This window comes from Streptomyces sp. NPDC001920 (assembly GCF_053594495.1).
Window position 1 is genome coordinate 217,280 of record NZ_JBSFEP010000002.1, and the last position, 26,600, is coordinate 243,879.

The following is a 26,600-nucleotide window of genomic DNA, read 5'->3' on the forward strand; positions in this document are numbered from 1 at the left end:
ATGCCCGGTGGTTAACCACTCGAAACCAGCGAGTAACGGCTACTTATGCGGCCCAACGCATAAGTTCCAGTCGCACTATCCTACGGCCGTTCCGAACAGGCTGCCCAGGGCGTACGTCACACCGGCCGCCGTGCCGCCGAGCGCCAGCTGCCGCAGCCCGCTGTACCACCAGGTCCGTGCGGTCACCCTGGCCACGACCGCACCGCACAGGAACAGGCCGAGGAGCGCGAGCAGCACGGCCGGCCACAGCGTGGTGGCACCGAGCAGATAGGGCAGCACGGGCAGCAGGGCGCCCAGCGCAAATGAGCCGAACGACGAGACGGCCGCGACCAGCGGCGACGGCAGGTCACCGGGGTCGATGCCAAGCTCCTCACGGGCGTGTATCTCCAGGGCCAGTTCGGGGTCACGGGAGAGCTGCCCGGCCACGGCCCGCGCGAGCTCGGGCTCCACACCCCGGGCCTCGTACAGGGCCGCCAGCTCGGCCTCCTCGTCCTCGGGGTGCTTTCTCAGCTCCCGCCGCTCGACGTCCAGCTCGGCCTCGACGAGCTCACGCTGCGAGGCGACGGAGGTGTACTCGCCGGCCGCCATGGAGAAGGCACCGGCGGCGAGCCCGGCGAGCCCGCTCAGCACGACGGTCTGGTGACTGACCGCGCCGCCCGCGACACCGGTCATCAGGGCGAGGTTGGAGACCAGCCCGTCCATCGCGCCGAAGACCGCGGGGCGCAGCCAGCCACCGTTCACATCGCGGTGCGTGTGGTTGTCACGGTGCGCCTCGTGCAGCGCCGCTTCGGTCTCGATGATGGCCATGAGGGTCTCCCGTTGAACTGAGGCAAGGCTGTCTTTAGACAGGTTCTACTCTTGGACAATACAAAATCTACTCCCGCTCATTCCGCCTCGCCAGCAAGGAAAGGCTGGGCTTACCTGCGGTTTTTCCGTAGAACGCTCATTCGTGTACAGGCCCGCACAGATGTCGACCGGGTGACTCTGGGGCGTCCGAGGCTCGGGTCAACCGCCGACGGTGGGACACATCCGCAAAGGGCTCCGCGCCCTGGGCGGAGCCCCCGGAGGAAGGCGCTGTATGGCATCGATCGCCTGCATCCCCTCGGTCCCGGTGCCCGGCGAGGCCGCCGAACTCCGCGCACGGGCCCGCGGCGCGCTCCTGGGCCTCGCGGTCGGCGACGCGCTGGGCGCCCCCGCGGAGAACATGAAGCCCTCCGAGATCCGTGCCCGCTGGGGCCGCATCACGGGCTTCGTCACCGACAACCCCTCCGGGACGGACGACACCGAGTACGCGATCTTCTCGGGCCTCCTCCTCGCCCGCCACGGCTCGGCCCTCACCCCGGCGCATGTGGAGGCGGCCTGGCACGAGTGGATCGCGGACCGCGCGGAGGGTCCCTTCCGCGGCGCGGGATTCAGTGAGCGAGGCACGCTGGAGAACCTCCGCCGGGGCCTCGCCGCCCCCATCTCCGCCCAGCACCGCCACGCCTGGAGCGACGGCCTCGCCATGCGCGCGGCCCCTTTCGGTGTCTTCGCGGCGGGCCGTCCGGCCGAGGCCGCCCGTCTGGTGGCGATCGACGGTTCGGTCAGCCATGACGGCGAGGGCATCTACGGCGGCCAGGCGGTGGCGGCGGGCGTGGCTGCCGCGATGGCCGGCGCGCCCACCATCGCCGTGGTCGCCTCGGCCCTCGCGGTGGTCCCGGACGACTCCTGGACGGCCCGCTCCCTGCGCCGCGCGGTCGCGGTCGCCCACCGCGGCGAACGCGCGGTGCGCTCCGCGGTCGTCATCGGCGGCTACCCCTGGACCGATCTGGCGCCCGAGGCGGTGGCGCTGGCCTTCGGGGCGTACGCGTCCGCGGACGGCGACTTCGTCCAGGCCGTGCTGACGGCGGTGAACATGGGCCGCGACGCGGACACCACGGCCGCGGTGGCCGGAGCCCTGGCCGGGGCGGCCCAGGGAGCCTCGGCGATCCCGACGGACTGGGCGTGTGCGATCGGCCCGGCGCGAGGCAGCTGCCTGCCCTCGATGGCCGGACACCATGTGCTGGACGTGGCGGAGCTTCTGGTGCCGGGGGAGGACGGCAAGTGGGGGGCGGGGGGATTCGTACCCGGCGAGGTCCGGGCCCGGCAGGAGCCTCCCCCGCGCGGCTCCTTCGCCCTGGCCGCGGCTGAAGAGGCGGAGGGCCGACCGTGACGCCGCCGGTCCCGTGGGACGAGGGGGCCGCGGCTGCGGCACCCCCGGACCCCGGCCCCGCAGCCCTGAAGGACCCGGCCGAGCCCGCGTCCACCGACGACGGGGCGCTGCCGCACGAGCCGCCCGCGCCCGGCGGGGCGAGCCGCACGCGTGGCGCCGGCGGGAGCCGGCAGGCCCAGGGCGAGGCCGGTCAGCGCGTCCTCGGCCTCCTTCTGGGCCTCGCCGCGGGCGACGCCTCAGGCTGGCCCGCCGCCCGCCACCGGGCCGCTCGCATGCCCGACTGGACCCGCCGCCTCACCCGCGAGCTGGACACGTTCGCCGAGCACAACGCGACGACCACCCTCCCCGTCCCCATCGCCCTGAACCAGCCTCCCGAACCCCTCCTCCTCGGCCCCTCGGACGACACGGAATGGGCGGCCTTCGCGGCCGAGGCGCTCCTGCGCGCCGGCGACGACACCGCCCTCGGCGACCTGAGCCGGGAGCGCCGCACCCGCACCGCGATCGACCTGACCTGGAGTGCCCTGGCCGACGAGATCGCCGCGGCGGCGGACCGCGCCCCGGAGATCGAGTCGGCGATCCTCCCCCTGCGCGCCCGTATCTCCGTCCGCGCCGGACTCGGCAACCTGGCCACCGGCCTGCGCCCGCCCGCGACCGGCCACGACAACCCGCACTACTTCGACGACGCGGCCTGCGTACGCGCCTGCGTCCTCGCCGTCGCCCACCCCGGGGACCCCCGCGGTGCCGCCGCCCTCGCCGAGTTCGACGCCCGCTACACCCAGGACGGCGACGGCGTGCACGGCGCGCGGGCGATGGCGGCGGCCCTCTCACTGGCCCTGACCGGCGCGGAGACCGGGGCCTGCGTCGACGCGGCCCTCGCCGAACTCCCCGAGGAGACGGAGATCGGGCGCAACGCCCGCCACGCGCTGAGGCTCGCGCGGGACGCCGACGGCGCGTTCGCCCTGATCCCCCTCCTCGAACACCAGATCGTCGACCACGTCTACAGCTACGGCATCGCCGCCGCCGAAACGGTCCCGGTCGCCCTGGCCCTCGCGGTCGCCGCGCACGGCCGTATCGCCGAGGCGGTGCCCGCCTCGGCGTGCCTGTCCCGGGTCGCCGACTCGGCACCCGCCCTGACCGGCGCCCTGACCGGCGCCCTGGGAGGTGGGGCGGCGATCCCGCCGAGCTGGCGCGACACCTGCCGCACCCTCTCGGGCTGCGTGCTCCCCCGGCTCACCGGCACCGACCTGGTGGAACTCGCCGGACTCCTCGAAGCCGCACAACCGGCCCGACCAGGAGGATGATTCGGGCATGACGCCCAAAGCAGAAGAAAACAGTGGCCCGCGTCTGGACGAGCGGATCACCGGCGCCCTGGTCGGCGCGGCGGTCGGCGACGCCCTCGGGGGCCCGGTGGAGGGCTACTCCCCCGACCAGATCCTGCAGCGCCACGGCGGCCGCGTCCACGGCATCGTCGGCCCCTGGAACGGCGACGCCTGGCGCACGGCCCGCCCCATCGCGCCGTACCACAAGGGCGACGGCCACGTCACCGACGACACCCTGATGACCCACGCGCTGATCCGCGTCTACGCCACGGTCCGCGACCACCTCGACGCGTACGCGATCGCCGACCACCTGGTCCCGGACCTGATGACCAACCCGCGCTGGATCCCGGAACTGGAGTCGGAGGCACTCCCCCTGCACCGGATCTTCCTCGCGGAGAAATGGCTGGTGGCCCGCCTCCACTACGGCCATGCGGACCCACGGGAAGCCGGCGTCGGCAACATCGTCAACTGCGGCGCCGCGATGTACATGGCCCCGGTCGGCCTGGTCAACGCGGCCGACCCGAGGGCCGCGTACACCGAGGCCCTGGACATCGCGGGCGCCCACCAGTCGTCGTACGGCCGTGAGGCTGCGGGTGTCTTCGCGGCGGCGGTGGCGGCGGCCTGCGCACCCGGGGCCACACCGGACTCGGTCGTCTCGGCCTGTCTGTCGCTGGCGAAGGACGGCACGAGGGCGGCGATCGAGAAGGTATGCGAAGTGGCGGGCGCCCACCGGGACTTCGAGTCGGCGCTGGCCCCCCTGCGGGAGGCGGTCACGCCCTACGACACGGTGGGCCCCGACTACCGGCAGCCCTCCCTGGGCGCCCGTCGCCCGTCCCGCCTGCACGCGATCGAGGAACTCCCCGTCGCGCTGGGGATGCTGGTGGTGGCCGACGGCGACTACCGCGCCTCGGTTCTGGGCGCCGTGAACTACGGCCGCGACTGCGACTCCATCGCGACGATGGCGGGCGCGCTGGCCGGCGCCCTCGGCTCCCCCGTCCCGGAGGACTGGTCGAAGGCGGTCGCGGAAGCCAGCCGTCTGGACCTGTGGGAACCGCCCCGCGCGCTGACCGAGGTGGCCAGGGAGATCCACGCCCGGGACGTACGCCGGCGCCGCGCCCATGAAACGGCCTTCACCGCACTGGAGGGCCGGGGATGCTCCGACTGACCTGGGTCCAGCCGGAGGACCTGATCGGCCACGAGTTGCGCCAGGCGGCCCTGGACGGCCGGGAGCCGTCGAGGATCGCGGAACGGTGGAAGGCGGCGGGCGGCCCGCAGGCCCCGCTGCGGGCGGGTGCGTCTTGCGAACCGGCGTCGAGATATCTGCGGACGCTGGCGGAGGACCTGCTGGACGAACTGGCGGACCTGCCGAGCCGGCTGGCGGAACAGGAACCCACCGACCTCGCGAAGATCAAGGCCTGCTGCCCGTCCTGGCCCGCGCCGGCGAGCGCACCCACAGCGACCGCGATCCCCGCTCCGGAGCGCTACGAAGCCGCCTGGCTGGGCCGCGCCGTCGGCTGCCTGCTCGGCAAGCCCGTGGAGAAGCTCCCGCTCGACGGCATCCGGCAACTCGCCCGAGCCACCGGCAACTGGCCCCTCAGCACGTACTTCACGGCCAAGGGCGTCCCCGAGGACCTCACCCGCCGCTACCCCTGGAACCGCCGCTCGGCCGCCACCTCCCTGGCCGAGAACATCGACGGCATGCCCGAGGACGACGACCTCAACTACCCCCTGCTCAACCTGCTGCTGCTGCGCGAGCACGGCAAGGGCTTCACCACGACCGACGTGGCCCGCCTCTGGCTCGACGAACTCCCCGCCGGCCGTACCTTCACCGCCGAACGCATCGCCTACCGCAACCTGCTCACCGGCATCGAACCCCCGCACACCGCCCGCCACCGCAACCCCTTCCGCGAATGGATCGGCGCCCTCATCCGCGCCGACGTGCACGGCTGGACCAACCCCGGCGACCCGGCCGCGGCGGCCGAACAGGCCCACCGGGACGCCACCTTGACCCACACCGCCAACGGCGTCTACGCGGCGATGTTCACGGCGGCGGTCATCGCACGGGCCGCGACGGCGACCGGCCCCCACGACATCCACGCCTGCCTGCGCACCGGCCTGACGGTGATCCCCGCGGCCTCCCGCCTGTCCCGGGCGATCCGCCACGCCGTCCGCCTCGCGAAGACCCACGAGGACTTCGACACGGTCGTCGACGAACTGCACGCCGTCCACTCCGCCACCCACCACTGGGTCCACGCGATCCCCAACACGGCCCTGATCGCCGCCGCGCTCACCCACGCCGACGGCGACTTCACGGGCTCCGTCTGCCGTGCCGTGTCCGGCGGCTGGGACACCGACTCGAGCGGCGCGACCGCGGGCAGCGTCGCCGCCCTCCTCACCGGCACCCCCGCCGCCCTCCCCGACCGTTGGACGGCCCCCCTCAAGAACCGCCTGGCCACCTCCGTCGCCGACTTCGACGGCAGCGGCTTCGACGCGCCGGCCCGGCTCACCCACCGACTCGCCCACGGTCGCACCCACTTGGAGGCCACCCGCCCATGACCGACATCGTCGTGCTCGGCAGCACGAACATGGACCTCGTCACCTACGTCGAGAAGGCCCCGCAGCGCGGCGAGACCGTGACGGGCCGGGAGTTCCGTACGATCCCCGGCGGCAAGGGCGCCAACCAGGCGATCGCGGCGGCCCGCGCCGGCGGTGACGTCATGATGATCGGCGCCGTCGGCAACGACGCCTTCGGCGCCCACCTGCGCTCCACCCTCGAACACTCCGGCGTGGACACCGACGACCTGCGCACCGCCGAGGGGCCCTCCGGCACCGCGCACATCGTCGTGGACGACGAGGGCGGCAACGCGATCGTCGTGATCCCCGGCGCGAACGGCACGCTCGACCACCTGAGCCCCGGCGACGAGGGCGTCATCGCCGCCGCCGACACCCTGCTGCTCCAACTGGAGATCCCGCTGGCCGCGGTCGTCGCCGGCGCCCAGGCGGCCCGCCGCCGTGGCGTCCGTACGATCCTCACCCCGTCCCCGGCCCAGCCGCTCCCGGACGAACTCTTCGCCGCCGTCGACCTGTTGGTCCCCAACGAGCACGAGGCCACCACGCTCACCGGCCGCACCGACCCCCGGGAAGCCGCCGTCGGGCTGCTCGACCTGGTGCCCGAGGTGGTCGTCACCCTGGGCGCGGACGGCAGTCTGTACGCCGCCCGCGGCGCCGAACCCCTGACCGTGCCCGCGCCGAAGGTCACCGCCGTCGACACGACCGGCGCCGGCGACACCTTCGTCGGCGCGCTCGCGGTGGCCCTGGGCGAGGGACGGCCGATGCCTCAGGCGCTGTCCTGGGCGGCGGCAGCGGCGGCGCTGTCGGTCCAGCGGGAGGGCGCCTCGGCGTCGATGCCCTACCGCCCCGAGATCGAGGCACGGTACGCGTCATGACCGAGGCGACCCGGACCGCGCAGGCGGCGCCCCGTACGACGCAGGCCGGCCCGGCCCCGCTGGCGGGCCTGCGCGTCCTCGACCTGGCCACCCTCTTCGCCGGCCCTCTCGCCGCCACGATGCTCGGCGACTTCGGAGCGGAGGTCATCAAGGTCGAGCACCCCGAGAAACCGGACCCCTCCCGCGGCCACGGCCCGTCGAAGGACGGCGTGGGCCTGTGGTGGAAGGTCCTGGGCCGCAACAAGCGCACGATCACCCTGAATCTTTCCAAGCCCGGCGGCCGCGCCACCCTGCTGCGCCTGGCCTCGACCGCGGACGTCGTCATCGAGAACTTCCGCCCGGGCACCCTGGAGAAGTGGGACCTGGGCTGGCCCGAACTCTCGGCCGCCAACCCCCGCCTGGTCCTCACCCGCGTCACCGGCTTCGGCCAGTTCGGCCCGTACGCCCACCGTCCCGGCTTCGGCACCCTCGCCGAGGCGATGAGCGGCTTCGCCGCGCTCACCGGCGAGGCGGACGCGCCCCCGACGCTCCCGCCGTTCGGCCTGGCCGACTCGATCGCGGCCCTCGCCACCGCGTACGCGGTGATGACGGCGCTGGCCGCCCGCGAGCGCGGCGGCGAGGGCCAGGTCGTCGACATGGCCCTCATCGAACCGATGCTCCTGGCGCTCGGCCCCCAGCCGACCTGGTACGACCAGCTCGGCTACGTCCAGGAGCGCACCGGAAACCGCTCCGCCAACAACGCCCCGCGCAACACCTACCGCACCGCGGACGGCACCTGGGTCGCGGTCTCCACCTCGGCCCAGTCGATCGCCGAGCGCGTGATGCACCTGGTGGGACGCCCGGAGCTGATCGACGAGCCGTGGTTCGCGACGGGCGCCGACCGGGCCCGCCACGCCGACGTCCTCGACCGCGCGGTCGGCGACTGGATCGCCCGCCACACCCGCGCCGACGTCCTCGCCGCCTTCGAGAAGGCGGAGGCCGCGGTGGCCCCGATCCAGGACGTGCGGGACGTGATGACGGACCCCCAGTACGCGGCACTCGACACGATCACCACCGTCGACGACCCCGAACTGGGTCCGCTGCGCATGCAGAACGTCCTCTTCCGGCTCTCCGCCACCCCCGGCACCATCCGCTGGGCCGGCCGCCCGCACGGCGCGGACACCGACGAGGTCCTCACCGACCTGGGCCTGACCCGCGCCGAACTGGCGGCCCTGCGTGAGGAGGGCGCCCTGTGAGGCCGTACCCCCTGACCTGGCTGTACGCCCCGGGCGACCGGCCGAAGGTGGTCGCGAAGGCCCTCACGGCCGGCGCGGACATCGTCGTGGTCGACCTGGAGGACGCGGTCGCCCCCGACCGCAAGGACTACGCCCGGGCGGCCACCGCCGAGCTCCTGTCCACCCCGCACCCGGTCCCGGTGCACGTCCGGGTGAACGCCCTGGACACTCCGCCCGCGGCAGCCGACCTCCGCGCCCTCGCCGCCCTGCCGGGCCTGTCCGGCCTGCGCCTTCCGAAGGTGACGGCGCCCGCGCAGATCACCCGGCTCGCCCAGACGACACCCGCGGCCGGCAAAGGCGCACCCGCGCTGTACGCCCTGCTGGAGTCGGCCCTCGCCATCGAGCGGGCGTACCTGATCGCCGCCGCCCACCCCGCCCTGCGCGGCATCAGCCTGGGCGAGGCGGATCTGCGCACCGATCTGGGGGTACGGGGCGACGCGGGCCTCGACTGGTCCCGCTCCCGCGTCGTGGTCGCGGCGCGGGCGGCCGGACTGCCCCCGCCCTCCCAGTCGATCCACCCGGACATCCGCGACCTGGAGGGCCTCGCCGCCTCCTGCGCCCACGGCCGCACCCTGGGCTTCCTGGGCCGGGCCGCCATCCACCCCCGCCAGCTCCCGGTGATCGAGCGGGCCTACCTGCCCACGGACGCCGAGCTGGAGCAGGCGGAGACGATCGTCAAGGCGGCCACGGCCCAGCGGGGCGCCCAGGCGCTGCAGGACGGGACCTTCATCGACGCGGCGGTGGTGGCGGCGGCGCGCAGGACCCTGTCCCTGGCCCACCGGACGTGACCGGCCCCTGACCCCGCCCGCACACGACGAGGGCGCCCGGATCAGTCCGGGCGCCCTCGTCGTCGTACCGCCGGGTCTCAGGTCTTCTTCGTCGACCCGGCCTCGTCCTTGGCGTCGCCCTTCACGTCGGCGTCGGCGTCGGCCTCGGCCTCGGCCTCACCGCCGGAGACCTCGCGTCGGTCGGAAGCCTTGCCGTCAACAGCCGTGTCGGCCGCGGCCGTCCGGTCGGAAGGCTCGTCACCGGAAGCCTTGCCGTCGGAAGCCTCGTCGTCGGCCCCGGCGTCGGAGGCACCCGGCTCGACCACGGGCTCGCGGCCGGGCCGCTTCTTCGCGGACACCACGATGTACGCCACCGCGAGCAGGAACACGATCAGCGCGGTCCAGACGTTCAGCCGCATGCCCAGGATCTTGTGGGCGTCGTCGACACGCATGTACTCGATCCACGCCCGGCCCGAGCAGTACGCGGCGACATACAGCGCGAACGCCCGCCCGTGACCCAGCTTGAAGCGGCGGTCGGCCCAGATCACCAGCAGGGCGACGCCGATGCACCACAGCGACTCGTACAGGAACGTCGGGTGGTACGTGCCCGGCACCCGTCCGTCCGTCGAGGAGGTGATCTCCAGCGCCCACGGAAGGTCCGTCGGCCGCCCGTACAGCTCCTGGTTGAACCAGTTGCCCCACCGCCCGATCGCCTGCGCGAAGGCGATGCCGGGGGCGACGGCGTCGGCGTAGGCGGGCAGCGGGATGCCCCGGCGCCGGCAGCCGATCCACGCGCCGAGCGCGCCGAAGGCGATCGCGCCCCAGATGCCGAGTCCGCCCTCCCAGATCTTGAAGGCGTCCACCCAGTCACGGCCCTCGCTGAAGTACAGCTGGTAGTCCGTGATCACGTGGTAGAGCCGGCCGCCGATCAGGCCGAACGGCACGGCCCACACCGCGATGTCGGCCACCGTGCCGGCCCGCCCGCCGCGGGCGATCCACCGCTTGTTGCCGAGCCAGACGGCTACGAAGACACCGATGATGATGCAGAAGGCGTAGCCGCGCAGCGGAATGGGACCGAGGTGGATCACCCCGCGCGACGGGCTGGGAATGTAGGCAAGTTCCATGGCAAGGTCGACGCTACCCTGCCGGGCAGGACCGATGGCAGGCGGCCCGGCTACGGGTCCATAACGGGCCGTGTCCGGGCCGCGACCCCGCCCGCCGGGGCTCAGCCCTGGGCGGCCGCCTCCACCATCTGCTTCAGCTTCGCCGGCGTCATCGTCTGGTCCTGGTAGATGTTCTTGTCGTTCAGCAGCACCGTCGGTGTACCGCTGAAGCCGCTCTTCTTGAACGCCTCGTTGGACTTGTCGACCCAGCTGTCGTGGGTGCCGTCCTCGACGCACTTGCGGAAGGCGGGCGTGTCCAGACCGTCGACCTTGCCCGCGAGCTGAAGGAGCTTGCCGTTCTCGGCGAAGGCGTCGTCGATCTCGGGCGGCTGGTTCCGGTAGAGCACGTCGTGGTAGGGCACGAACTTCCCCACGTCCTGGGCGCAGGCCGCGGCGTTCGCGGCGTTACGGGAGCCCGAGCCGCCCATGTTGCCGTCGATGATCGTCGCCAGGTGGTACCGGACCTTGAGCTTCCCGGAGTCCGTCAGCTCGTGGATCGTCGATCGGTACGCGTCCTCGAAGCTCTTGCAGGCCGGGCAGCGGAAGTCCTCCCAGATGGTGAGCGTCGACTTGGCGCTCTCCTCACCGACCGGGATCGCGAGGCCGTCCTTGCCCTGCGCCCCCGAGGGGCCCACCACCGGCCCCGACGCCTCACTGCCGTCGTCCTTGCCGGCGTTCGCCGCGACGACTCCGATCACCGCCGCGAGGCCCAGGACACAGACGACGCTCGCACCCACGATCAGCGCACGGCGCCGCTTGTCCGCGGCCTTCTGCTTCTCCCGCTCGACCGCCAGCCGCTCCCGGGCGGTCCGCTTTCCCTCAGGATTCTTTTCGCTCACACCCGCCAGAACGAACCGGGGAGGCGCAGCGCGCCTCCCCGGCCTCAGGTCCACCCGTTCGAGCGAGTCGTACGGAAGACCCTTCTTCCGACTACTTGCGACGTCCGGGTCGTGACGGTGGCTACGCCCGTGCGCGCACGCCCTTCGCCAGGTCGGCGGCGAGCGCACGCACGGCCTCGACGCCGGCCGCGTCGTCCGGCGCGTCCAGCATCCGCTTGACGAACGCCGAGCCGACGATGACTCCGTCGGCGAAGCCGGCGACCTCGGCGGCCTGCTCGGCGTCGGAAACGCCGAGTCCGACGCAGACGGGCAGGTCGGTGCCGGTGGCCCGGGTGCGCTCGACCAGGTCCTGGGCCTGCGCGCCGACCGACTCACGGGTGCCGGTGACGCCCATCAGCGAGGCGGCGTAGACGAAGCCGCTGCCCGCCGCGGTGATCTGGGCGAGCCGCTCGTCCTTGCTGCTCGGAGCCACGACGAAGACCGTGGCGAGGCCGTGCTTCTCGGCGTGCTCCCTCCACAGGGCGGACTCCTGGACGGGCAGGTCGGGCAGGATGCAGCCCGCGCCGCCCGCCTCCGCCAGCTCGGCGGTGAAGCGCTCGACGCCGTAGCGGTCGATGGGGTTCCAGTACGTCATGACGAGGATCGGCTTGCCGGTGGCCTCGTGCGCCGCACGGACCGTACGCATGACGTCCGCGATCTTGACCCCGCCGCGCAGGGCGATGTCGTCGGCGGTCTGGATCACGGGCCCGTCGAGGACGGGGTCGCTGTGCGGCAGACCCACCTCCATGACGTCCGCGCCTCCGTCGAGCACGGCCTTGATCGCCTCGATGCCGCCGTCCACGGTCGGGAACCCGGCCGGGAGGTAGGCGATGAGAGCGGAGCGTCCCTCGGCCCGGGCGGCGTGCAGGGTGTCGCTCAACAGCTGGATGTTGCCGCTCACTTGGCGTCCCCCTCGATCTCGGCGGCGTCGGTATCCGCGTCGGCGGGGACCTCGGCGTCGGTGTCGTACAGGCCGAAGTAGCGGGCGGCCGTGTCCATGTCCTTGTCGCCGCGGCCGGACAGGTTGACGACGATCAGGCCGTCCTTGCCCAGCTCACGGCCGACCTCCAGCGCGCCGGCGAGCGCGTGTGCGCTCTCGATCGCCGGGATGATGCCCTCGGTCCGTGACAGCAGGCGCAGGGCCTGCATGGCGGCGTCGTCGGTGACCGCGCGGTACTCGCCGCGGCCGCTGTCCTTGAGGTAGGAGTGCTCGGGGCCGATGCCGGGGTAGTCGAGACCGGCCGAGATCGAGTACGGCTCGGTGATCTGGCCTTCCTCGTCCTGCAGGACGTAGGAGCGGGAGCCGTGCAGGATGCCGGGCTCACCGGCGGTCAGCGTGGCCGCGTGCTCACCGGTCTCGACGCCGTGCCCGGCGGGCTCGCAGCCGATGAGGCGTACGTCCGTGTCGGGGATGAAGGCGTGGAAGAGGCCGATGGCGTTGGAGCCGCCGCCGACGCAGGCGATCGCGGCGTCGGGGAGGCGTCCGGCGCGCTCCAGGAGCTGGCGGCGGGCCTCGACGCCGATCACGCGGTGGAAGTCGCGGACCATGGCGGGGAAGGGGTGCGGGCCGGCGACCGTACCGAAGAGGTAGTGGGTGTGGTCGACGTTGGCGACCCAGTCGCGGAACGCCTCGTTGATGGCGTCCTTGAGGGTGCGCGAGCCCGACTTCACGGCGATGACCTCGGCGCCGAGCATGCGCATCCGGGCCACGTTGAGGGCTTGGCGCTGGGTGTCGATCTCGCCCATGTAGATGGTGCAGTCCAGGCCGAACAGCGCGCAGGCGGTGGCCGTCGCGACGCCGTGCTGGCCGGCACCGGTCTCGGCGATCACGCGGGTCTTGCCCATGCGCTTGGTCAGCAGGGCCTGGCCGAGGACGTTGTTGATCTTGTGGGAGCCGGTGTGGTTGAGGTCCTCGCGCTTGAGGAAGACGCGGGCGCCGCCTGCGTGTTCGGCGAAACGCGGGACCTCGGTGAGGGAGCTGGGACGGCCGGTGTAGTGGACCAGCAGGTCGTCGAGCTCTCGGGCGAAATCCGGGTCGTTCTTGGCCTTGTCGTACTCGACGGCCACCTCGTCCACGGCGGCGACGAGGGCCTCCGGGATGAACTTGCCGCCGAACGCGCCGAAGTAGCCGTCGGTGCTGGGGACCTGACCCTCCGGGTCGGGGATGAAGAAGTCGCTGGGCATGCGGATACCTCACGGTGAGTGTGTGAAAAAGACACTGATCGCCGTGGGGGCGGAGCCTGTCGTGCGATGTCAGGCCGGGTGCGGCCGGTCGCGCAGTTCCCCGCGCCCCTGGGGGGCGCGCTGCCATCGGCGGCCGTTGACCTGGCCGGGCTCGTCGCCGATGACGTACCTGACCCTGCGTCCGTGCACGCGGCGTGCCGGTGCGCGGCAGCCCCGGGGACGGCAGCCGCGCGCGAGGCGCTGGTGCCGGTCCACTGTGGTCACGGTGAGAGTCATCGGGGTCAGCCTAGCGGTGATCAGCCTCTGCCGTGGCGGAGTGCCGGGTGTTCGCCGGCCGCGACCAGGTCGGAGACGGCGGACTTGGGGTCCTTGCCGGTCACCAGGGACTCGCCGACCAGGACCGCGTCGGCGCCGGCGTTGGCGTAGGCGATGAGGTCGTGCGGGCCGCGGACGCCGGACTCGGCCACCTTGACGATGCTGCCGGGGATCTCCGGTGCCACCCGTTCGAAGGTGCCCCGGTCGACTTCCAGGGTCTTCAGGTTGCGGGCGTTGACGCCGATGACCTTCGCGCCCGCGTCCACGGCACGCTCCACCTCGTCCTCGTCGTGCACCTCGACCAGCGGCGTCAGGCCGATGGAGACCGCGCGCTCGATCAGCGACTCCAGGGCCGACTGGTCGAGGGCCGCGACGATCAGCAGCGCGAGGTCGGCGCCGTAGGCCCGGGCCTCCCACAGCTGGTACGACGTGACGATGAAGTCCTTGCGCAGGACCGGAATGTCCACGCGGGCGCGGACCGCCTCCAGGTCGGCGAGCGAGCCGCCGAAGCGCCGCTGCTCCGTCAGCACGGAGATGACGGCCGCGCCGCCCGCCTCGTAGTCGGCGGCGAGCCCGGCCGGGTCGGCGATCGCGGCCAGCGCGCCCTTGGAGGGGCTGGAGCGCTTGACCTCGCAGATGACCTTGACGCCGTCGCCCTTCAGCGCGGCGACCCCGTCCTTGGCAGCGGGAGCCTTCGCCGCGCGCTCCTTGAGCTCGTCGAGGCTGACGCGCGCCTGCCGCTCCGCGAGGTCGGCACGGACTCCGTCGATGATCTCGTCGAGCACACTCACGCGAGCGGCCCCCTTCCAGACGGTTGACTGTGAAAGCGGTTCAAAACCTATGGTCTCTGCGATGGTATCCGGAGCTGGGCGTAGGCCCCGCATCCGGTTGACGCCGGTCCCAGTACCTGGACGTTTCCCCGTCGATCAAGGGTGCAGCCAGCCACCGAACGGCAGGTTCCGGACAACCGTGAAGACCAGCAGCAACGCGCCCGCCGCCCACAGCTGTACCGGACCCGGTTCCGGCCTGAACGGGCGCCCGCGCACCGCCCTGACCAACCAGACGGTCCACAGCACGGCGAAGAGCACGTAGCCGGCCACGGCCAGGGCGTTGTCCTGGAGTGCCGCGAGGACGTCCCCGTGGACGACGGCGTGCGCGCTGCGCAGTCCGCCGCAGCCGGGGCAGTAGATGCCGGTGTAGCGCAGGAGGGGGCAGGCCGGGTAGTGGCCGGGTTCGTTCGGGTCGACGGTCCCCACGTAGGCGAAGGCGCCGACGACGGCCGCGAGGACCCCCGCCGGAACCGCCACGCGCCCCACCAGGGCGCCGGCACCGGGCCGGGCCGCCCGCTCGCTGTCGGCGTTCACGTCATGCATTGTGCCCCCGCACACGCATGAGGGGCGCCCCACGGCATCCCAACGGCGCCGGGTCGCCCCTCAGGTCGAAGTCGTTCGCGGAAGTCGCGCGCCTCAGCTCTGCGCGGGCGCGGTCTCGCGCTCGTGCGTCGTGAGCAGCGCCTCGTGAGCGTCCTTCGGCTGCCCCATGCCCATCGCCCTCATGATCCAGCCGACGACACCGCCGATGACCACGACGCCCATGCCGGCCCAGAAGCCCGCGGGCTGGTCCATCACCATGAAGGCTCCCGCGACGCAGAAACCGATGAAGGCGATCGAAACACCGGTCCAGGCGGCCGGGGTGTGACCGTGGCTGCTGCCCGCCATTGCTTGCTCCTCATTGCTGTGTACGTGTGTACGTGGGTGAGCCGGTCGCTCGCTGTCATTGTCCCGCACGCCCGCGCGTGCGGTGATCGGGGGTCGTGGCGCGCCCCCGGGTGTCTCCCGGGTGTCTCCCGGGTGTCAGGCCCCGGTCGGGTCCTCGCCCCGGTCGAGGGCCTTCCAGAGCTCCTCCGGGCGGTCGGGGTCGGCGGCGCGGGCCGTGCGGCGCGGGCGGGGGGCGCCGCCGCGCTCGTAGCGGCCGGACATGGCGGGCCACAGCCGTCCGTAGCGCAGGGCCAGCAGCCCGGCGAGCAGGATGAGGACGCCGCCGACGGCCGCCACGTACGGCCAGGCGGTGTGGGTGAGGGCGTCGACCGTGGCCGCGGTGTCGCCGGAGGTCCGAGCGGCCTGCTCGTCGAGCGCGGAGCTGTCGGAGGCGCCGAGCAGGGCCGCGGCGACGATGCCGGCGCCGGAGAGGGCGAGCAGGCCCGCGACGGCGAAGCGGCCGGCCCGGCGGACGGCGAAGACGGCGACGAGCGCGGCGAGCCCCACTATGGCCAGGGCCGCGGGGACGCCCGTGACGTCGCTGCCCTTGGCGGTCAGGGGGAACGGGCCGCCGGCCACCGTCACGGTGCCCGCCGACCAGCGCTGCCGGGTGGCGAGCAGCGCGACGGCCGCGCCGAGCGCACCGCACAGCAGGGTGAGGGCGAGACTCGTGCGGCCGGCCCGGGCGCGGCCGGGGGCTTCGGAACGGGGGTGAGGTACAGCAGTCACGTACTCCACTATCACCCGAACCCCGAACGATCAGTCACCCGGGGTTCGGGTGGGCCGGACCCGCGCCCTCCGCCTGGCGGCCACCCGGGCTCCCGCACGGCGGCCACCCGGGCCCCCGCCGAGGGGCCACCCGGGTTCACGCCACGCGTCCGCCCGGGTTCACCCGAGCCGGTTCGCCGTGTGGACGGCCCGCAGGACCGCCGCCGCCTTGTTGCGGCACTCGGTGTCCTCGGCGACCGGGTCCGAGTCGGCGACGATGCCCGCGCCCGCCTGGACGTACGCGGTGCCGTCACGCAGCAGGGCCGTACGGATCGCGATGGCCGTGTCGGAGTCGCCGGCGAAGTCGAGGTAGCCGACGCAGCCGCCGTACAAGCCGCGCCTGGACGGTTCCAGTTCGTCGATGATCTGCATCGCGCGCGGCTTGGGGGCGCCGGAGAGGGTGCCGGCCGGGAAACAGGCCGTCAGGACGTCGAAGGCCGTACGGCCCGGCGCCACCCGGCCCGTCACCGTCGAGACGATGTGCATCACGTGGGAGTACCGCTCGATGGACATGAAGTCGACGACCTCGACCGAACCGGGCTCGCAGACCCGCCCCAGGTCGTTGCGGCCGAGGTCGACCAGCATGAGGTGCTCGGCGCGCTCCTTGGGGTCGGCGAGCAGTTCCTCGGCGAGGGCCTGGTCCTCCTGCGGGGTCGCCCCGCGCCACCGGGTGCCGGCGATGGGGTGCACCATGGCCCGCCCGTCCTCGACCTTCACCAGCGCCTCCGGGGAGGAGCCGACCACGTCGAAGCCGTCGAAGCGGAACAGGTACATGTAAGGCGAGGGGTTGGTGGCCCTGAGGACCCGGTAGACGTCCAACGCGCTTGCCGTGCACGGCGTTTCGAAGCGCTGGGAGGGGACCACCTGGAAGGCCTCCCCCGCCCGGATGCGCTCCTTGATGTCCTCGACGGCCTCCTGGAAGTCCTCGCCGCCCCACAGCGCGGTGTACTGCGGGATTTCGGACGGCGGCAGCACCGCCGGCGGCTGGGCGACCGGGCGGGAGAGGTCGGCCTCCATCGCGTCGAGGCGGGCGACCGCGTCCGCGTGGGCCTCCTCGACTCCGGTGTCGAGGTCGTTGTGGTTGATCGCGTTGGCGATCAGCAGGACGGAGCCCTCCCAGTGGTCCATCACGGCGAGGTCGCTGGTGAGCAGCATGGTCAGCTCGGGCAGCTTCAGGTCGTCCCGCTCGCCGGGGCCGATCTTCTCCAAACGGCGCACGATGTCGTAGCCGAGGTAGCCGACCATGCCGCCGGTGAAGGGCGGCAGATTCAGGTCGTGGGCGAGGTCGCGCGGGGTGTGCAGGGCCTCGATGGTGGCGCGCAGGGCGGCGAGCGGGTCGCCCTCGACGGGGACGCCCACGGGCGGGGTGCCGAGCCAGTGGGCCTGGCCGTCGCGCTCGGTCAGGGTCGCCGCGGAACGGACGCCCACGAACGAGTAGCGAGACCATTGAAACGCGGTGCGGCCGTTCTCCGCGGACTCCAGCAGGAAGGTCCCGGGGCGTTCGGCGGCGAGCTTGCGGTAGAGGGCGACCGGGGTGTCGCCGTCGGCGAGGAGCTTTCGGGTGACCGGGATGACGCGGCGGTCTTTGGCCAGCTTGCGGAACGTCTCAAGGTCCATGGCGGGTGACCTTACTGATCCCGGCCCGGGACGGCGCCCTCGCCGTCCTTGAGCAGCACGTCGACGTCGAAGCAGGTACGCGCCCCGGTGTGGCAGGCGGCGCCGACCTGGTCGACCTTGACGAGCACGGTGTCGGCGTCGCAGTCGAGGGCGACGGACTTGACCCACTGGAAGTGGCCGGAGGTGTCGCCCTTGACCCAGTACTCCTGGCGGCTGCGCGACCAGTAGGTGCAGCGGCCGGTGGTGAGCGTGCGATGCAGCGCCTCGTCGTCCATCCAGCCGAGCATCAGCACCTCTCCGGTGTCGTACTGCTGGGCGATGGCGGGGAGGAGCCCGTCCGCGCTGCGCTTGAGGCGCGCGGCGATCTCGGGGTCCAGCCGGCTGGGCTGACGGGGCGTGCTCGTGGTCATGCCTGCCATTGTGCCGCGCGCGACCGACAACGCTGGGTGACCGTCCACTGGGCGGACCCGATACGTGGTCGTAGGCTTACCTCATGTCGACCTTCGCCAAGCGTGAACGACTTCTCCTCGCCGACCTCTTGGAGGCCGAGGGGCCCGACGCCCCCACCCTCTGCGAGGGCTGGCGGACCCGTGATCTCGCCGCCCACGTGGTCGTGCGCGAGCGCCGTCCCGACGCTGCCGCCGCCCTGCTGATCAAGCAGCTCGGGCCGCGCCTGGACAAGGCGATGGAGGAGTTCACGGCGAAGCCGTACGAGGAGCTGATCCAGCTGATCCGTACCGGCCCACCGCGTTTCTCGCCCTTCCAGCTCAAGCAGATCGACGAGGCGTCGAACACGATCGAGTTCTACGTCCACACGGAGGACGTCCGCCGCGCCCAGCCGGACTGGACGCCACGCGAACTCGATCCGGTCTTCCAGGACGCCCTCTGGTCGCGCATGGAGCGCACGGCCCGCCTGATGGGCCGCAGCGCGCCCACGGGCCTGGTGCTGCGCCGCCCGAACGGCCAGACGGTCGTGGCCCACCGGGGCACACCGGTCGTCACGGTGACCGGCGAGCCGTCGGAGCTGCTGCTGTTCTCCTACGGCCGCCAGAGCGCCGCCGACGTCGAACTGGACGGCGACAAGGAGGCGATCGCCCGGCTGCACGAGTCGAAGCAGCTGGGGATCTGAGGGGTCACCTCGGCAGCTGTGCGCGCCGCAGGTCGCGCACGCACAGGGCGATCACCCCGCCGAGACCGCAGACCGCCGCGCTGACCACGAAGACCGGCCCGGTGCCCCAGGCCCCGACGGCCGCGGCGGACAGCGGCATGCTCAGCGGGGCGAAGCCGAGGCTGACCAGCGAGGAGACGGCGGTGACGCGGCCCAGGTACGCGGGGTCGGCCTGGGTCTGGAGCAGGGCGCCGCACACGGCCCCGCTGAGTCCGGCGAGCGCTCCGATGAGCAGGGCCACGCCGACGGCGCCGACGACGGTGGGGACGAAGGCGAGGCCGCCGATCGCGACCGACCCGGCGACGATCGCGTACGCCGCCACGTGCCCGGCGTGCGGCAGGTGCCCGCGCACGGTCAGCAGCAGGGAGGCGGCGCCCGCTCCGACGCCGAAGGCGCCGAGCACCCAGCCCATCCCGGAGGCACCCCAGCCGCGCTCGTCGGCGAGCAGGGTCAGACCGACGTTGAGCGGGCCGACGAAACCGAGGTCTCCGAGGGCGATGACCACCATCAACGGGGCCAGCACCGGGTGCCGGCGGATGTAGCCGAGGCCGGCCGTCAGGTCGCGCCAGGCAGTGCCCTTGTGCGGGGCGGCCGCGTCGTCGGCGGGCAGCTCCCGCACCCGTACGCAGACCAGCAGCGGCACCGACACGGCGATCAGCAGGCCCGCGAGGGCGAACGCGGCCGCAGCGCCGCCGACCGCCACGGCCAGCCCGCCGAGCGGGCCGCCCACGACGCTCGCGAAGCGGATGCCGAGCCCGCGCATGCCCTGCACGCGCGCGAGTTGCCCGCGGCTCGTCACGCGCGCGGGCAGGGCCCCCACGGCCGGCATGAACACGGCGTCGACGGTGCCGAAGACGAGGGCCAGCAGGGCCAGCGGCCACAGTCCGGGCGTGGTGAGGAACAGCAGCGCCGCGACCGCGAGCACGGCCGCGCAGCGCACCACGTCACTGCCTAGGACGACCCTGCGGGGCCCCAGCCGGTCGGCGATCACTCCCCCGCCCAGCAACAGCAGGGCCCTGGGCAGCGCGCTCACCGCCATGACCACTCCGGCCTGCGCGGGCGATCCGGTCTGGACGGCCGCCCAGGACAGGGCGATGTAGTAGACGCTGTCGCCCATCATCGAGGCGGTGTAGGCGGTGAGCCAGCGCAGGACGTTCCCGTCCCGGTGAGCGGGCAGCTCGACGACGTCGGCCGCAGCTGTGAGCGTGGCGGTCACGGTGTCATGTCCTCTCGGGCGTCTCAGGCGCGGAACGGGAAGGTGTACGTGTGCACCGCGACGTTCTCGCGGCCCTCGGTGCCGCCGGCGGCTTCGGCGGCGCGGCCCTGCTCGTCGTACCTGCGCAGGACGGCGAGCAACTCCTGGTTCAGCTCGGCCAGTTCATCCGCCGTGAGACGCAGGTTGGACTCGGTGGACGAGGCGACCCGGTTCCACTCGGGTGACCAGTGGGACCGCTGGTCGAGCCAGCGCCGGTACATGTCCGTGCGCTGTTCGGCGAACAGCCTGCTCGCCGCCGTGTGCGCGGCGGCCTTCTCGGGGGCGTCGCGGAAGTCCTCGTCCCGGATGCTCACTCCGTCCGAGGCGGGCTGCCACCACCGCTCGCGGCCGTCGGCGCTCTGCGGCTCGGCCTCCTCGATGAGCCCGTGCTCGGCGAGTTTGCGCAGGTGGTAGCTGACCAGGGAGACCGCCTCGTCGACCTGCTCGGCGAGCTGGGAGGCGGTGGCCACGCGTCCGATCGTCAGCGCTCTGAGCAGGTTCATCCGCAGGGGGTGGGCAAGCGCCTTGAGCGTGCCCAGGTCCTTGATCCGGCGGTCTCTCTCCTTGCCCGTCATGCCCCGACCCTAGATACAAAAGAAAACTTGCACAATATCCTTTGCGCAATTTTCCTTTCGCTTCTTGCCATGGCAAAGCCCCGGCCACCCTCGCGGCCGGGGCTCGGTCGCCTCTCACCTCACGGGGTGCCCGGCGGCCCGCAGCGCGTCCTTCACCTGGCCCATCCGCAGATCCCCGAAGTGGAACACCGAGGCCGCCAGCACCGCGTCCGCCCCCGCCTCGACGGCCGGAGCGAAGTCGCCGAGCTTGCCGGCGCCGCCGGAGGCGATCACCGGGACCGTCACGTGCTTGCGCACCGCCCGGATCATCTCCAGGTCGTAGCCGTCCTTCGTGCCGTCCGCGTCCATCGAGTTGAGCAGGATCTCGCCCGCGCCCAGCTCGGCGGCGCGGTGCGCCCACTCGACGGCGTCGATGCCGGTGCCCTTGCGGCCCCCGTGGGTGGTGACCTCGAAGGACCCCGACTCGGTACGGCGCGCGTCGACGGACAGGACCAGGACCTGACGCCCGAACCGCTCGGCGATCTCGCGGATCAGATCGGGGCGGGCGATGGCCGCCGTGTTGACGCCCACCTTGTCCGCGCCCGCGCGCAGCAGCCTGTCCACGTCCTCGGCCGTGCGGACACCACCGCCGACGGTCAGCGGGATGAACACCTGCTCGGCCGTGCGGCGCACCACGTCATAGGTCGTCTCCCGGTTGCCCGACGAGGCGGTGATGTCCAGGAACGTCAGCTCGTCGGCGCCCTCGGCGTCGTACACCTTGGCCATCTCGACGGGGTCGCCCGCATCACGCAGGTTCTGGAAGTTGACGCCCTTGACGACCCGGCCGTTGTCCACGTCCAGGCAGGGGATGACTCGGACCGCCAGGGTCATGAATCCACGGCTCCTCTAACGTCCTGTGAATGCTTCTATTTCCACTTCGACCAGGATGCGCGGGTCGACGAAACCCTCCACGACCAGCAGCGTCGCCGCCGGGCGCACGGAGTCGAACAGCTCCTTGTGCGCCCGGGCGACCGCTTCGACGTCCCGCTGGTGGGACAGGTACATCCGGGTCCGTATCACCGACTCGGGCCCTAGCCCGAACTCGGCGATCGCCTCCAGCGCGCCGGTGAAGGCCACCTTGGCCTGTTCGTACGGGTCGCCCTCCCCGTACAGCACCGGCCCCTTGAAGGACGTGGTGCCCGCCACCAGCACACGGTCGCCCGCCGCGACGGCACGCGCGAAACCGAAGGACTCTTCCCAGGGACTTCCGCTCTGCACACGCCGTACGGCATCGGACGTCATGACGACACAGCCTCCAGGGCCTCTTCCAGGGTGAACGCCTTCGCGTACAGGGCCTTCCCGACGATGGAGCCCTCGACACCGAGCGGAACGAGCTCGGCGATGGCCCGCAGGTCGTCCAGGGACGAGACGCCGCCGGAGGCGACCACCGGGCGGTCCGTCGCCGCGCAGACGTTCTTCAGCAGCTCCAGGTTGGGGCCCTGGAGCGTGCCGTCCTTGGCGATGTCGGTGACGACGTAGCGGGCGCAGCCCTCTTTGTTGAGGCGGTCCAGCGTCTCGTAGAGGTCGCCGCCGTCGCGGGTCCAGCCGCGGCCGCGCAGGGTCGTGCCGCGCACGTCGAGGCCGACGGCGATCTTGTCGCCGTGCTCGGCGATGACCTTGGCGACCCACTCGGGGGTCTCCAGGGCGGCCGTGCCGAGGTTCACGCGGGTGCAGCCGGTGGCGAGGGCGGCGGCCAGGGAGGCGTCGTCGCGGATGCCGCCGGACAGCTCCACCTTGATGTCCATCGCCTTCGCGACCTCGGCGATCAGCTCGCGGTTGTCGCCGGTGCCGAACGCGGCGTCCAGGTCGACCAGGTGCAGCCACTCGGCGCCCGCGCGCTGCCAGGCGAGGGCGGCCTCCAGCGGGGAGCCGTAGGAGGTCTCGGTGCCGGACTCGCCGTGCACGAGGCGGACGGCCTGGCCGTCGCGGACGTCGACGGCGGGGAGGAGTTCGAGCTTGGCCATGTCTCTACAGGGTTCCGATCCAGTTGGTGAGCAGCTGCGCTCCGGCGTCGCCGGACTTCTCGGGGTGGAACTGCGTGGCCCACAGGGCGCCGTTCTCGACGGCGGCCACGAAGGGCTTGCCGTGCGTGGACCAGGTGACCTTGGGGGCGGTCATCGCCGGGTTGTGCGTCTCCAGGTTCCAGTCGTGGACGGCGTAGGAGTGCACGAAGTAGAAGCGCGCGTCCGCGTCCAGGCCGGCGAACAGCTCGGAGCCGGCCGCCACGTCCACGGTGTTCCAGCCCATGTGGGGCACGATGTCGGCCTGCAGCGGCTCGACGGAGCCCGGCCACTCGCCGAGGCCCTCGCTCTCGACGCCGTGCTCGATGCCGCGCGCGAACAGGATCTGCATGCCGACGCAGATGCCCATCACGGGACGCCCGCCGGACAGCCGCCGCTCCACGACCCAGTCGCCGCGGGCCTCCTTCAGCCCCTGCATGCAGGCGGCGAAGGCGCCGACGCCCGGTACCAGCAGGCCGTCGGCGTTCATCGCCTTGTCGAAGTCACGGGTGATCTCGACGTCGGCTCCCGCGCGCGCGAAGGCGCGTTCGGCCGACCTCACGTTGCCGAAGCCGTAGTCGAAGACCACGACCTTCCTGGTGCTCAATTCCACACCTCCAGCCGCATGACGCCGGCGACGAGGCACATCGCGGCGCCGATGGAGAGCAGTACGACGAGGCTCCTGGGCATCTGCTGCTTGACGAAGGAGATGATCCCGCCGACCAGGAAGAGGCCGACGACGATCAGGACGGTCGACGTGCCGTTCACAGGGCACCCTTCGTGGACGGAAGGATGCCGGCCGCGCGCGGGTCGCGCTCGGACGCGTAGCGCAGTGCCCGTGCCAGGGCCTTGAACTGGCACTCCACGATGTGGTGGGCGTTGCGCCCGTACGGGACGTGCACGTGCAGCGCTATCTGCGCCTGGGCGACGAAGGACTCCAGGATGTGCCGGGTCATCGTGGTGTCGTACTCGCCGATCATCGGCGCCATGTTCTCGGGCTCGGTGTGCACGAGGTAGGGGCGGCCGGACAGGTCGACGGTCACCTGGGCGAGGGACTCGTCCAGCGGGACCGTGCAGTTGCCGAACCGGTAGATGCCGACCTTGTCGCCGAGGGCCTGCTTGAAGGCGGCGCCCAGCGCGAGGGCGGTGTCCTCGATGGTGTGGTGCGAGTCGATGTGCAGGTCGCCCTCGGTCTTGACGGTCAGGTCGAACAGACCGTGCCGGCCGAGCTGGTCGAGCATGTGGTCGTAGAAGCCGACGCCTGTCGACACATCGACCTTGCCGCTGCCGTCGAGGTCGATCTCGACGAGCACCGACGTCTCCTTGGTGACCCGCTCCACGCGTCCTACGCGGTTCATGTGCTCTGCTCCTTCTTCAACTCACGTACCGCGTCGAGGAACGCGTCGTTCTCTTCGGGGGTTCCGGCGGTGACCCGCAGCCAGCCCGGCACGCCGTTGTCCCGGACCAGGACGCCCCGGTCGAGGATCTGCTGCCAGACGGCGTGGGCGTCGTCGAACCGTCCGAACTGCACGAAGTTGGCGTCCGAGGCCGTGACGTCGTAGCCGATGGCGAGCAGTTCGCTCACCAGCCGGTCCCGTTCGGACTTCAGCTGCTCGACGTAGCCGAGCAGCGTGTCGGTGTGCTCCAGCGCGGCGAGGGCGGTCGCCTGGGTGACGGCCGACAGGTGATAGGGCAGCCGTACCAGCTGCACGGCGTCGACCACAGCCGGGTGCGCGGCGAGGTAGCCGAGGCGCAGGCCGGCCGCGCCGAAGGCCTTCGACATCGTCCGGGAGACGACGAGATTCGGCCGGCCCTCGATGAGCGGCAGCAGCGAGTCGCCGTGGCTGAACTCGACGTACGCCTCGTCGACCACGACCATCGACGGCTTCGCCGCCTGCGCGGCCTCGTACAGCGCGAGGACCGTCTCGGCCGGGACCGCGGTGCCCGTGGGGTTGTTGGGCGTGGTGATGAAGACGACGTCCGGCCGGTTCTCGGTGATCGCCTTCTCGGCGGCGGTGAGGTCGATCGTGAAGTCGTCGTTGCGCGGGCCGGAGATCCATCCGGTGCCGGTGCCGCGCGAGATGAGGCCGTGCATCGAGTACGACGGCTCGAAGCCGATCGCCGTACGGCCCGGTCCGCCGAAGGTCTGCAGCAGCTGCTGGATGACCTCGTTGGAGCCGTTCGCCGCCCAGACGTCGGCCGGCCCCACCTCATGGCCGGAGGTCCTCGTCAGGTACTCGGCGAGCCTGGTGCGCAGTTCGACGGCGTCCCGGTCCGGATAGCGGTTGAGGTTGCGCGCAGCCTCACGCACGCGCTCGGCGATCCGTTCGACCAGCGGCTCGGGCAGCGGGTAGGGGTTCTCGTTGGTGTTCAGCCGTACGGGGACGTCCAGCTGGGGCGCGCCGTAGGGGGACTTGCCGCGCAGCTCGTCCCGTACGGGGAGATCGTCGATACCGAAAGTCACTTACCGGGCACCTTCCAACCGAACCTTGCCTTGATCGCCGCGCCGTGCGCCGGCAGGTCCTCCGCCTCCGCCAGCGTCACCACGTGGTGCGCGACCTCGGCCAGCGCGTCCTTGGTGTAGTCGACGATGTGGATGCCGCGCAGGAAGGACTGGACCGACAGGCCCGAGGAGTGGCAGGCGCAGCCGCCGGTGGGCAGCACGTGGTTGGAGCCGGCGGCGTAGTCGCCGAGCGAGACCGGCGCCCAGGGGCCGATGAAGATCGCGCCGGCGTTGCGGACCCGGTCGGCCACGGCGGCCGCGTCGGCCGTCTGGATCTCCAGGTGCTCGGCACCGTAGGCGTCGACGACCTTGAGGCCCTCGTCGACGCCGTCGACCAGGACGATCGCGGACTGCCGGCCCTTGAGGGCGGGGACGATCCGGTCGTCGATGTGCTTGGTGGCCGCGACCTGCGGCTCCAGCTCCCTGTCCACCGCGTCCGCGAGCTCCACGGAGTCGGTGACGAGGACGGCGGCCGCGAGCGGGTCGTGCTCGGCCTGGCTGATCAGGTCGGAGGCGACGTGCACCGGGTCGGCGGTGGCGTCGGCGAGGATCGCGATCTCGGTCGGACCCGCCTCGGCGTCGATGCCGATCTTGCCGGTGAAGTAGCGCTTGGCGGCGGCGACCCAGATGTTGCCGGGGCCGGTGACCATGTTGGCGGGCGGGCAGGACTCTGTGCCGTGGGCGAACATCGCGACGGCCGTGGCGCCACCGGCGGCGTACACCTCGTCGACGCCGAGCAGCGCGCACGCGGCGAGGATCGTCGGGTGCGGAAGCCCGCCGAACTCGGCCTGCGCCGGGGAGGCGAGGGCGATCGACTCGACGCCTGCCTCCTGGGCCGGGACGACGTTCATGACCACGGAGGACGGGTAGACGGACCGGCCGCCGGGTGCGTACAGCCCGACCCGGTCGACGGGCACCCACTTCTCGGTGACCGACCCGCCCGGTACGACCTGCGTGGTGTGCGTCGTACGGCGCTGCTCGCGGTGGACGAGCCGGGCGCGGCGGATGGACTCCTCCAGGGCCGCGCGTACGGCCGGGTCGAGTTCCTCCAGGGCGCGCGTGAGCGCCGCGGGGGGCACCCGCACCTGGTCGAGTGTGACGCCGTCGAACTTCTCGGCGAAGTCGATCAGCGCCGCGTCGCCCCGATGATGCACGGCCTCGCAGATCGGACGCACCTTCTCCAGGGCGGCCGAGACGTCGAAGTCGGCTCGGGGCAGCAGGTCGCGCAGGGCGGGGCCCTCGGGGAGGGCGTCGCCGCGCAGATCGATTCGGGAGATCACGGACTCAATTCTCTCAGACGCGGGTCGCGGACCGTCCGCGCGTTCCAATGGCTGATACGCGGCGTCCGCGGAACCCGGAAGATCCGCTTCACGTCTAGTGT

30 protein-coding genes are annotated in these 26,600 nt (G+C 72.4%); 8 read left to right on the forward strand and 22 right to left on the reverse strand.

The genetic code is table 11. The features are described from left to right. Positions 1-75 precede the first annotated feature (75 nt). The gene (locus tag ACWCPI_RS03535; protein ID WP_451036523.1) at positions 76-807 is read right to left on the reverse strand and encodes a VIT1/CCC1 transporter family protein; all 732 of its coding nucleotides are present in this window, start codon (positions 805-807) and stop codon (positions 76-78) included. A gap of 271 nt (positions 808-1,078) precedes the next feature. Here ACWCPI_RS03535 and ACWCPI_RS03540 point away from each other — a divergent pair, with 271 nt between their 5' ends. Genes ACWCPI_RS03540 through ACWCPI_RS03570 form a run of 7 tightly spaced genes read left to right on the forward strand, consistent with a single transcriptional unit; the run spans position 1,079 to position 9,018 of the window. Then, positions 1,079-2,191 carry an ADP-ribosylglycohydrolase family protein gene (locus ACWCPI_RS03540; RefSeq protein ID WP_451036524.1) on the forward strand — a complete coding sequence of 371 codons (1,113 nt, stop codon included), beginning with the start codon at positions 1,079-1,081 and terminating at the stop codon, positions 2,189-2,191. Next, a complete protein-coding gene (locus ACWCPI_RS03545) occupies positions 2,188-3,492 on the forward strand; it encodes an ADP-ribosylglycohydrolase family protein (protein WP_451036525.1) in 1,305 nt (434 codons plus the stop codon). Before ACWCPI_RS03540 ends, ACWCPI_RS03545 begins: the two co-directional genes overlap by 4 nt. Before the next feature lie 7 nt (positions 3,493-3,499). Beyond that, positions 3,500-4,675, forward strand: coding sequence for an ADP-ribosylglycohydrolase family protein (locus tag ACWCPI_RS03550; protein WP_451036526.1), 1,176 nt, complete (start codon positions 3,500-3,502; stop codon positions 4,673-4,675). After that, positions 4,663-6,066: an ADP-ribosylglycohydrolase family protein gene (locus ACWCPI_RS03555; RefSeq protein ID WP_451036527.1), complete on the forward strand. Its 1,404-nt coding sequence runs from the start codon at positions 4,663-4,665 to the stop codon at positions 6,064-6,066. The genes ACWCPI_RS03550 and ACWCPI_RS03555 overlap by 13 nt, the downstream gene beginning before the upstream one ends. Next, entirely contained in the window at positions 6,063-6,956 is an 894-nt protein-coding gene (gene rbsK, locus ACWCPI_RS03560) for a ribokinase (RefSeq protein ID WP_451036528.1), read from the forward strand. Before ACWCPI_RS03555 ends, rbsK begins: the two co-directional genes overlap by 4 nt. Then, a complete protein-coding gene (locus ACWCPI_RS03565; protein WP_451036529.1) occupies positions 6,953-8,191 on the forward strand; it encodes a CaiB/BaiF CoA transferase family protein in 1,239 nt (412 codons plus the stop codon). Before rbsK ends, ACWCPI_RS03565 begins: the two co-directional genes overlap by 4 nt. Further along, positions 8,188-9,018 carry an HpcH/HpaI aldolase/citrate lyase family protein gene (locus tag ACWCPI_RS03570; protein WP_451036530.1) on the forward strand — a complete coding sequence of 277 codons (831 nt, stop codon included), beginning with the start codon at positions 8,188-8,190 and terminating at the stop codon, positions 9,016-9,018. Before ACWCPI_RS03565 ends, ACWCPI_RS03570 begins: the two co-directional genes overlap by 4 nt. 77 nt (positions 9,019-9,095) lie before the next feature. On the opposite strand, the gene lgt is transcribed toward ACWCPI_RS03570, so the two are convergent. The 11 genes from lgt to hisI form a co-directional block, all read right to left on the reverse strand. Then, complete coding sequence (gene lgt, locus ACWCPI_RS03575; protein ID WP_451036531.1) at positions 9,096-10,121, reverse strand: prolipoprotein diacylglyceryl transferase; 1,026 nt, start codon at positions 10,119-10,121, stop codon at positions 9,096-9,098. Positions 10,122-10,222: 101 nt separating this feature from the next. Next, a complete protein-coding gene (locus tag ACWCPI_RS03580) occupies positions 10,223-10,999 on the reverse strand; it encodes a DsbA family protein (RefSeq protein WP_451036532.1) in 777 nt (258 codons plus the stop codon). 121 nt (positions 11,000-11,120) lie between these two features. Further along, the gene (gene trpA, locus ACWCPI_RS03585) at positions 11,121-11,939 is read right to left on the reverse strand and encodes a tryptophan synthase subunit alpha (RefSeq protein ID WP_451036533.1); all 819 of its coding nucleotides are present in this window, start codon (positions 11,937-11,939) and stop codon (positions 11,121-11,123) included. Further along, positions 11,936-13,222, reverse strand: a complete 1,287-nt coding sequence (gene trpB, locus ACWCPI_RS03590) for a tryptophan synthase subunit beta (protein WP_451036534.1) — start codon at positions 13,220-13,222, stop codon at positions 11,936-11,938. The genes trpA and trpB overlap by 4 nt, the downstream gene beginning before the upstream one ends. Before the next feature lie 69 nt (positions 13,223-13,291). Continuing rightward, complete coding sequence (trpM, locus tag ACWCPI_RS03595) at positions 13,292-13,498, reverse strand: tryptophan biosynthesis modulator TrpM (RefSeq protein ID WP_388797625.1); 207 nt, start codon at positions 13,496-13,498, stop codon at positions 13,292-13,294. 20 nt (positions 13,499-13,518) lie between these two features. Beyond that, positions 13,519-14,328: an indole-3-glycerol phosphate synthase TrpC gene (trpC, locus tag ACWCPI_RS03600; RefSeq protein ID WP_451036535.1), complete on the reverse strand. Its 810-nt coding sequence runs from the start codon at positions 14,326-14,328 to the stop codon at positions 13,519-13,521. A gap of 135 nt (positions 14,329-14,463) precedes the next feature. Continuing rightward, positions 14,464-14,910: a DUF2752 domain-containing protein gene (locus ACWCPI_RS03605; protein ID WP_451036536.1), complete on the reverse strand. Its 447-nt coding sequence runs from the start codon at positions 14,908-14,910 to the stop codon at positions 14,464-14,466. Positions 14,911-15,003: 93 nt separating this feature from the next. Then, entirely contained in the window at positions 15,004-15,255 is a 252-nt protein-coding gene (locus ACWCPI_RS03610) for an HGxxPAAW family protein (protein ID WP_451036537.1), read from the reverse strand. Between the two features lie 135 nt (positions 15,256-15,390). Next, a complete protein-coding gene (locus ACWCPI_RS03615) occupies positions 15,391-16,032 on the reverse strand; it encodes a TIGR02234 family membrane protein (protein ID WP_388797638.1) in 642 nt (213 codons plus the stop codon). A 150-nt stretch (positions 16,033-16,182) separates the two neighbouring features. Then, positions 16,183-17,679 (reverse strand): anthranilate synthase component I, encoded by a 1,497-nt coding sequence (locus ACWCPI_RS03620; RefSeq protein ID WP_451036538.1) that lies wholly within the window; start codon positions 17,677-17,679, stop codon positions 16,183-16,185. Between the two features lie 11 nt (positions 17,680-17,690). After that, positions 17,691-18,098: a phosphoribosyl-AMP cyclohydrolase gene (gene hisI, locus ACWCPI_RS03625; RefSeq protein ID WP_388797644.1), complete on the reverse strand. Its 408-nt coding sequence runs from the start codon at positions 18,096-18,098 to the stop codon at positions 17,691-17,693. 74 nt (positions 18,099-18,172) lie between these two features. Here hisI and ACWCPI_RS03630 point away from each other — a divergent pair, with 74 nt between their 5' ends. Beyond that, on the forward strand, positions 18,173-18,808 hold the full coding sequence (locus tag ACWCPI_RS03630) for a TIGR03085 family metal-binding protein (protein ID WP_451036539.1): 636 nt from the start codon (positions 18,173-18,175) through the stop codon (positions 18,806-18,808). Between the two features lie 4 nt (positions 18,809-18,812). Here ACWCPI_RS03630 and ACWCPI_RS03635 read toward each other — a convergent pair whose 3' ends face one another. The 10 genes from ACWCPI_RS03635 to hisD all read right to left on the reverse strand — a co-directional run bounded on the left by ACWCPI_RS03635 (position 18,813) and on the right by hisD (position 26,499). Further along, positions 18,813-20,063 carry an MFS transporter gene (locus ACWCPI_RS03635; protein ID WP_451036540.1) on the reverse strand — a complete coding sequence of 417 codons (1,251 nt, stop codon included), beginning with the start codon at positions 20,061-20,063 and terminating at the stop codon, positions 18,813-18,815. Positions 20,064-20,086: 23 nt separating this feature from the next. Then, entirely contained in the window at positions 20,087-20,677 is a 591-nt protein-coding gene (locus ACWCPI_RS03640; protein ID WP_451036541.1) for an ArsR/SmtB family transcription factor, read from the reverse strand. A gap of 114 nt (positions 20,678-20,791) precedes the next feature. Then, positions 20,792-21,547 carry an imidazole glycerol phosphate synthase subunit HisF gene (gene hisF / locus ACWCPI_RS03645; RefSeq protein ID WP_451036542.1) on the reverse strand — a complete coding sequence of 252 codons (756 nt, stop codon included), beginning with the start codon at positions 21,545-21,547 and terminating at the stop codon, positions 20,792-20,794. A gap of 15 nt (positions 21,548-21,562) precedes the next feature. Beyond that, a complete protein-coding gene (locus ACWCPI_RS03650; RefSeq protein ID WP_451036543.1) occupies positions 21,563-21,958 on the reverse strand; it encodes a RidA family protein in 396 nt (131 codons plus the stop codon). Further along, entirely contained in the window at positions 21,955-22,680 is a 726-nt protein-coding gene (gene priA, locus ACWCPI_RS03655) for a bifunctional 1-(5-phosphoribosyl)-5-((5-phosphoribosylamino)methylideneamino)imidazole-4-carboxamide isomerase/phosphoribosylanthranilate isomerase PriA (RefSeq protein WP_451036544.1), read from the reverse strand. The genes ACWCPI_RS03650 and priA overlap by 4 nt, the downstream gene beginning before the upstream one ends. Positions 22,681-22,684: 4 nt before the next feature. Continuing rightward, complete coding sequence (gene hisH / locus ACWCPI_RS03660; protein WP_451036545.1) at positions 22,685-23,329, reverse strand: imidazole glycerol phosphate synthase subunit HisH; 645 nt, start codon at positions 23,327-23,329, stop codon at positions 22,685-22,687. Beyond that, positions 23,320-23,484 carry a hypothetical protein gene (locus ACWCPI_RS03665; RefSeq protein WP_004001975.1) on the reverse strand — a complete coding sequence of 55 codons (165 nt, stop codon included), beginning with the start codon at positions 23,482-23,484 and terminating at the stop codon, positions 23,320-23,322. The genes hisH and ACWCPI_RS03665 overlap by 10 nt, the downstream gene beginning before the upstream one ends. Continuing rightward, complete coding sequence (hisB, locus tag ACWCPI_RS03670) at positions 23,481-24,074, reverse strand: imidazoleglycerol-phosphate dehydratase HisB (RefSeq protein ID WP_015661105.1); 594 nt, start codon at positions 24,072-24,074, stop codon at positions 23,481-23,483. The genes ACWCPI_RS03665 and hisB overlap by 4 nt, the downstream gene beginning before the upstream one ends. Beyond that, on the reverse strand, positions 24,071-25,180 hold the full coding sequence (locus ACWCPI_RS03675; protein WP_451036546.1) for a histidinol-phosphate transaminase: 1,110 nt from the start codon (positions 25,178-25,180) through the stop codon (positions 24,071-24,073). Before ACWCPI_RS03675 ends, hisB begins: the two co-directional genes overlap by 4 nt. After that, on the reverse strand, positions 25,177-26,499 hold the full coding sequence (gene hisD / locus ACWCPI_RS03680; RefSeq protein ID WP_451036547.1) for a histidinol dehydrogenase: 1,323 nt from the start codon (positions 26,497-26,499) through the stop codon (positions 25,177-25,179). Before hisD ends, ACWCPI_RS03675 begins: the two co-directional genes overlap by 4 nt. Positions 26,500-26,600 lie beyond the last annotated feature (101 nt).